General features: G+C 37.4%; 7 protein-coding genes. 4 read left to right on the top strand and 3 right to left on the bottom strand.

Translation table 11 applies throughout. The annotated features are described in order from the left end of the window. The first annotated feature begins 8 nt into the window (after window positions 1-8). Genes BKM32_RS14530 through BKM32_RS14540 form a run of 3 tightly spaced genes read left to right on the top strand, consistent with a single transcriptional unit; the run spans window position 9 to window position 1,151 of the window. A complete protein-coding gene (locus tag BKM32_RS14530) occupies window positions 9-392 on the top strand; it encodes a DoxX family protein (RefSeq protein ID WP_076664629.1) in 384 nt (127 codons plus the stop codon). Next, complete coding sequence (locus tag BKM32_RS14535) at window positions 389-661, top strand: DUF202 domain-containing protein (protein WP_076664632.1); 273 nt, start codon at window positions 389-391, stop codon at window positions 659-661. Before BKM32_RS14530 ends, BKM32_RS14535 begins: the two co-directional genes overlap by 4 nt. A gap of 13 nt (window positions 662-674) precedes the next feature. Continuing rightward, the gene (locus BKM32_RS14540; RefSeq protein WP_076664635.1) at window positions 675-1,151 is read left to right on the top strand and encodes a hypothetical protein; all 477 of its coding nucleotides are present in this window, start codon (window positions 675-677) and stop codon (window positions 1,149-1,151) included. A 92-nt stretch (window positions 1,152-1,243) separates the two neighbouring features. Here BKM32_RS14540 and BKM32_RS14545 read toward each other — a convergent pair whose 3' ends face one another. Beyond that, window positions 1,244-2,494: a LamG-like jellyroll fold domain-containing protein gene (locus tag BKM32_RS14545; protein ID WP_123812134.1), complete on the bottom strand. Its 1,251-nt coding sequence runs from the start codon at window positions 2,492-2,494 to the stop codon at window positions 1,244-1,246. A 239-nt stretch (window positions 2,495-2,733) separates the two neighbouring features. Between BKM32_RS14545 and BKM32_RS14550 the strand changes: the two genes are divergently transcribed. Further along, the gene (locus BKM32_RS14550; RefSeq protein WP_076664661.1) at window positions 2,734-3,453 is read left to right on the top strand and encodes a septal ring lytic transglycosylase RlpA family protein; all 720 of its coding nucleotides are present in this window, start codon (window positions 2,734-2,736) and stop codon (window positions 3,451-3,453) included. A gap of 83 nt (window positions 3,454-3,536) precedes the next feature. Here the strand turns inward: BKM32_RS14550 and BKM32_RS14555 are convergent, their stop codons facing one another. Further along, the gene (locus BKM32_RS14555) at window positions 3,537-4,790 is read right to left on the bottom strand and encodes a LamG-like jellyroll fold domain-containing protein (protein ID WP_076664640.1); all 1,254 of its coding nucleotides are present in this window, start codon (window positions 4,788-4,790) and stop codon (window positions 3,537-3,539) included. A gap of 165 nt (window positions 4,791-4,955) precedes the next feature. Then, on the bottom strand, window positions 4,956-6,191 hold a 1,236-nt coding region (locus tag BKM32_RS14560; RefSeq protein ID WP_216349603.1), incomplete at its 5' end, for a LamG-like jellyroll fold domain-containing protein.

A 6,191-nucleotide genomic window follows, 5' to 3' on the forward strand; every position in this document is an offset into this window, starting at 1 on the left:
CCCATTATATGAAAAAACCACATTCAGATTTTGCCTTACTAATTTTAAGAGTTGTGTTTTCAGGATTAATGCTCACACATGGCATTCCTAAAATTCCAAGACTTTTTGCAACACCCATTGAATTTGCAGACCCCATAGGTTTGGGGGCTACCACTTCCTTAATATTGACATTAATAGCCGAAGTTTTAGCTCCAATAGCTGTAATTTTAGGTATTAAAACCAAACTGAGCAGCCTTCCAATAATCATCACCATGGCAGTTGCCGCCTTTGTAGTCCATTTACAAGACCCCATTGGGAATAAAGAAAAAGCCTTGTTGTATCTTGCTGCTTATATCGCTATATTTTTAATGGGACCTGGGAGTTACTCTTTGGATAATCGTTTAAAAAAATGAACACTTCGGAAACCAAACCTAAATTAATCACTCGCGATTGGCTAGCTATTGAGCGTACCAAACTTGCCAATGAGCGCACCTTTTTGGCGTATTTTAGAACTGCAATCGTGTTTTTGGGAACGGGTATCACCATTTTAAAAATCGAAATTTTCAACAGTATGAAACCCTTTGGAGTCATTCTTATTACTGTTGCTCCCATTATTCTTTCCATTGGCATTGTTCGTTTAATTTACGTGAGACGATTGATTAGAAAACACTACAATGCCTGATTAAACATCATTTATGCACACAGAAACCATTTCCAATATCAAAAAAGAATTGCAGCACCGAAGCCATGAAGAGCTCACCAACCTATGCCTTCGCTTAGCCCGTTTTAAAAAGGAGAACAAAGAGTTACTCACCTACCTGCTATTTGAATCGCATGACGAACAAGGCTACATTGATGCTGTAAAAATGGATATGGACTCCCAATTTGAACAGATCAATACCAACAGCTATTTCTACATCAAAAAAAGTGTGCGTAAAATTTTAAGAAGCGTGCAGAAGTATATTCGTTATTCCCTTAAAAAGGAAACCGAAGTAGAATTACTGCTTTATTTCTGCCATAAACTTAAGGACTTTAGCCCTTCTATATTTGAAAATGTCACCTTAAACAATCTATTCGAAAGACAAATCAATGGGCTCAAAAAGAAAATTTCTGTATTGCATGAAGATTTGCAATACGACTATACTTTAGAATTGGAAGCGTTATCTGAATGATTCAAAACCCAATTATCCTTTCAATTTAATTCCACAAACAAAAAAGCCAATGCAAGTGCATTGGCTTCATCACTAAAGGCGTAATCTTTCGATTACATCTTAACAACTTTTATTGTAACGGCATCCAATTGGTCTGCCTTTAAGTTCAAGAAATATACTCCAGAATTAAACTGGCTCAATTCAATTTGAAACTCGTTAGTATTGTTAAATTGATATTGCCCTACCACTTTTCCTGTAATAGATACCAATTGTGCCTCCACTGATTGATAAACACTATTTAAAGCAACATTTAAGTTTCCTGAAGTTGGATTAGGAAATACTTTTAAAGTATCCATTAAGTTTTCCTCAAGCCCCAATGCATTTATATCTACTGTCACACATTCTGAAGTAGTTACACAAGTTCCTACTGTCACTTCAACAGCATAAGTTCCAGATGCCTCTGGTGTAAAAGTTTGCCCATTAGCTCCTTCTATAGCTGTATTGGCATTCGCGCAGTCTAGCCATTGATAACTAGCTTCCTCTTGGTTTGCTGATAAGGTGTTATCTTCAACCGAAACTAAAGAGCGTCCTGTTACCCAGTTTGAAGTAGTCCCAGTTAAAGCAAAATTCTTTAAAGTTCCCGTATCAGCTGTAGGGCTTCCATCTGCAGTGGTACTAACCCCTGAATTATCGGCGTCAGGAATTCCTTCATTAAATGGATAATAAGCAACCAAACCAGTTTCGTCTCCACAAAGTTCTGTGTACATTCTACTTTTTAACTCTTCCAGACTCAATACTTTATTCCAAATTCTCAACTCATCCATCCCTCCTCTAAAAAAGTTAACCCCATCAACTCTCACTCCTATTTTAAGTTTTTCGCCATAAGAGGACGTATAAGCATATTTAGCAAGAGTCGTTTCTGCATCCAATTTTCCATCCACATAAAATTTCACAGAATGATTCGTTGAAGTAGAAGACTCAAAAACCACAGCTACATGGTGCCATAAACCATCATTTACAGATTTAACACCATTTACACCTCCCCCATTGACTTCAAGCCTTAAGGCATTATTAGGTAAAATATTAAATGTAAACCGATTACCCTTACTCTCCTTTCCCCAATCACATATCACACTCTGTCCTTCTCCAGTTGGATTAGTGTCTGCATTATAAGCCGTCGAATTTTTAGTCGTTTTAATCCATGCCTCAATAGTTCGAGGATCAGTTCCTTGAACAGGTACTGTATTTCCTTGAATGTAATCATCCTCCCCATCAAAATGAATTCCTGTTTGAGCATTTCCAATTAAAAACGAACCCGCCATTAAAGCTGACACCGCTATTTTTCTGTGTAATTGTTTAATCATAATTTTATTTTTTTTGCAAAAAAAATCAATTCCAAACAAGAGTTATGTTAAGACAAAAACGATTAACCCTTATTTAACCTTCCAATTCCAAAACACTACCACAAACGTAATTTTTAAAGGCACACTTTCCTAAAACACTTTAGATTTCTTTAGAATAATCTTATAATTCTTACTTGAATTTTCTTATCTACTTTCTGTATCTTGCCGGTCAGTTTAACTAATCAATGCCCCAAAACCCCATGAAATCTATTATCTTATTTGCCTTTGTTATGTTCACCTCATTTCTTTCCGCTCAAGTACAGACTGGAAAAGCCTCTTTTTACGGCGATAAGTTTGAAGGACGCTTAACTGCAAGTGGAGAGCCCTATTCGCACAAAAATGCTACGGCAGCCCACAGAAGTTTGCCTTTTGGCACCATGCTAAAAGTAACCAACCTTGCCAATAACAAAACGGCCTATGTAAAAGTAAACGATAGAGGTCCCTTTGTAAGCGGCCGTATTATTGATCTGTCAAAGTCTATCGCGGAAAAATTGGATTTTGTAGCCGCTGGAGTTGCCGATGTTGTTATAGAAGTATTGGATGCTGGAGATTTGTCCATCCAAACTACAGAAGAAACCATCGCAGTTACTCCGGAAAACACTTCAGAGAGTCCTAATCCCGTAACCGCAGCCCCCATAGAATCTGAGTTTTACGAACTAGCGATTGATAGAGTAAAACCAGATTGGATTGGGGTGCAGATAGGAAGTTTCCAAGAATTGGCCAATCTAATTCGCTTGGCAGATAATTTAAAGATAAGCTACCAAAAAGAAGTTACCGTACAAGTAAAAACCATTAATGGTGTAAAAATCTATTCCCTGATTTTGGGAAAATTCAACACCCGAAGTAAAGCGGAAAACTTTAGAGATCATGTTGAGAAAAAATATCCCGACTGTTTTATTGTTGATCTTACCACTTCATAAATCATAAAAATCAACAAAATATGAAACAAAAAAGAAAGCCAATGCATTGCATTGGCTTCTTTGTAAAATATAAATTATCTCAATTACATTTTAACAACTTTTAAGGTTACAGCTTCCAACTGCTCAGCTTTTAAATTCAAGAAATATACCCCTGAATTAACATTATTAAGATCTAATGAAAAGCCATTGGTATTACTGAATTGGTATTGCCCAACTACTTTTCCTGTAATAGATACCAATTGCGCCTCTACAGTTTCATAAACATCATTTAAAGACACGTTTAAGTTTTCAAAAGTTGGATTAGGATACAATTGAAGTCCATAGGCAAACAGATTGTCTTCAATACCCAATGTACTACTTGCAAAATTAACTGTTTCCGAAATTTCCGTACAGTTTCCTACAGTGATTTCCACAGCATAATTACCATTTTGAGACGGTGCAAACGTTTGGCTAGTTGCACCTTCAATTACAGCATTCTCATTATCAACATCTAACCATTGGTAAGTTGCATCAATTTGGTTAGCTTCTAAAGCAGTACCATCATTTGCCACAGAAGTATCAATTCCAGAAGTTAAATAGCCTTCTAAATAGTTTGAACTAAATGAAAGAGTCATATTAAAATTATGTAATTCATTTACATCTGATGGAGACACTTCGTTAATTACAGTTGTAACAGCAGTGTTATCGGCCCCAGCAACTCCCTCATTCAACTTATAGTAGGCCACTAATTCCTCAGGATAATTACAAAGTTCACTATTCATATAGTTTTTAATATCGTCTTGTGTTCTTGCCACGTTCCAAATTCTTACATCTTCTATGGTTCCACTATAAGCAGTTGCACTTGGATTTCCTGCTCTAGCTCCAATCTGAATAGGGGCATTATTCAACGTAAATGTTCCTGTACCAGTAAAATTCCCTTGAGCCTCTATTTCTCCATCTAGATAAAGTTTATATTGATTCCCCTCCAAAGAAGGGTCATAAGTTACGGCTACATGATGCCATCCGGAAGGATTATAAGTTTTCCCTACAAGCTTATTTCCAGTACCCCCTGTTTCTACTTGTAAATAACGATCTTGAAATTTAAAGGTGAAACGGGGACCACCTTCTGCTGTAGCAGTACCTCCACCCCACTCTACGATGATATCCTGCCCACTGATTGCATCATGGTCAACCCAAGCTTCAACTGTTCTTGGTGTATTACCTAGAGGTCCATCAAGGTCTGTTAAAATATAATCTCCATAACCACTAAAATTCAAAGCGGTCTGGGCGTTTGCGGTTAACATTGAAGCCGCCAAACAAGCAGCAAAAAAGCATTTTTTGTGTATTTTTTTAATCATGAGTAAGTTAATTTTACCACAAGGAACTAAAAAAGTTAAAGCAACTAAACATATTCAACAACCATTAACCCTTCCTTAACACCCAAAATCATCTAACTTCCTGATTCCTAAAAACAAAAAAGCCAACCTTTTCAGGCTGGCCTTTTAAATAACAAAAAAATACAATTACATCTTTACTACTTTAACGGTTACAGCGTCCATATTGTCCGCCTTAAGTTTCAAGAAATAAAGTCCAGAATTAAAATTGTTGGTATTTAATTCAAAACCATTGGTGTTGTTGAACTGGTATTGTGCTACCACTTTTCCTGTGATAGACACCAATTGCGCTTCTACAGTTTGATACACTCCGTTTAAGGCTATGTTCAAATTTCCAGAAGTTGGATTAGGGAATACTTTCATGGTCTCCATCAAGTTTTTCTCAATACCCAATGCGTTCACATCAACAGCCGTGCAACCTGAAGTAGTTACACATCCATCCAAAGTAATTTCCACAGCGTAGTTACCGGAAACCTCTGGAGTAAAAGTTTGTTCTGTTGCGCCATCTATAACGGCATTACCATTGTCACAATCAACCCATTGATATGTAGCACCTGTTTGAGCTGCCGTTAAAGTCGTTTCAGACAAAGATATCAATCCATGACCTTCAACCCAGTTAGACTCAGTACCTGACAATGTAAAATTGTTTAAGGTTGCATCGTCACCAGTAGCACTCATATCGGTAAGCGTAGTAATTCCTGTATTGTCCTCTCCAGGAGTTCCTTCTCCAAACGGATAGTAAATTACAAGCCCTGCTTCATCTCCACAAAGCTCTACATTCATTCTATTTTTGATTTGCGCTTCAGTCAAGGCAACATTCCATACTCTAACCTCATCCAAATCTCCTTGGAAGAAATTTACTCCGTCTACTCTTTTTCCTAATCTAATTTTGGTGGCATAACTATAACTACTTGTATTTACCGTAGGATTCCCAGAGGCATCTTCTTCACCATCCACATAAACTTTTACCTTTGGTGAAGCCGATGGATCATATACTGCCGCTACATGGTGCCATGCACCGTCATTAACAGGAGTAACACCAGACACCCCTCCCGCTGCGGTTTCCAAACGTATGCTATTATTCCATAAAAGATTGAATGTAAATCTTTGACCAGAACTAGAATAGCCCCAGTCACAAATCACACTTTGTCCTTCTTGATCAGGTAATGAATTTTTAGTAGTTCGCACCCAAGCCTCAACAGTTCTTGCTGCACTACCAGAAACAGGAATTGTTGTTCCCTGCACATAATCATCTACCCCATCAAAATGAAGTCCTGTACGTTTGTTAAAGACTGGCTCTGGCACTTCAAAGCTTGTCGTTTCAGACATTAATGAGCAATCACCCACTGTAATTTCAACGGCATA

It is taken from the genome of Mangrovimonas sp. DI 80 (assembly GCF_001975575.1).
Classification (GTDB): domain Bacteria; phylum Bacteroidota; class Bacteroidia; order Flavobacteriales; family Flavobacteriaceae; genus Mangrovimonas_A; species Mangrovimonas_A xylaniphaga.

What these genes read in the sequence shown, in the direction of transcription:
- BKM32_RS14550 (WP_076664661.1), top strand. Translation starts at nt 2,734, where the DNA reads ATGAAATCTATTATCTTATTTGCCTTTGTTATGTTCACCTCATTTCTT.
- BKM32_RS14535 (WP_076664632.1), top strand. Translation starts at nt 389, where the DNA reads ATGAACACTTCGGAAACCAAACCTAAATTAATCACTCGCGATTGGCTA.
- BKM32_RS14540 (WP_076664635.1), top strand. Translation starts at nt 675, where the DNA reads ATGCACACAGAAACCATTTCCAATATCAAAAAAGAATTGCAGCACCGA.
- BKM32_RS14530 (WP_076664629.1), top strand. Translation starts at nt 9, where the DNA reads ATGAAAAAACCACATTCAGATTTTGCCTTACTAATTTTAAGAGTTGTG.
- BKM32_RS14545 (WP_123812134.1), bottom strand. Translation starts at nt 2,494, where the DNA reads ATGATTAAACAATTACACAGAAAAATAGCGGTGTCAGCTTTAATGGCG.
- BKM32_RS14555 (WP_076664640.1), bottom strand. Translation starts at nt 4,790, where the DNA reads ATGATTAAAAAAATACACAAAAAATGCTTTTTTGCTGCTTGTTTGGCG.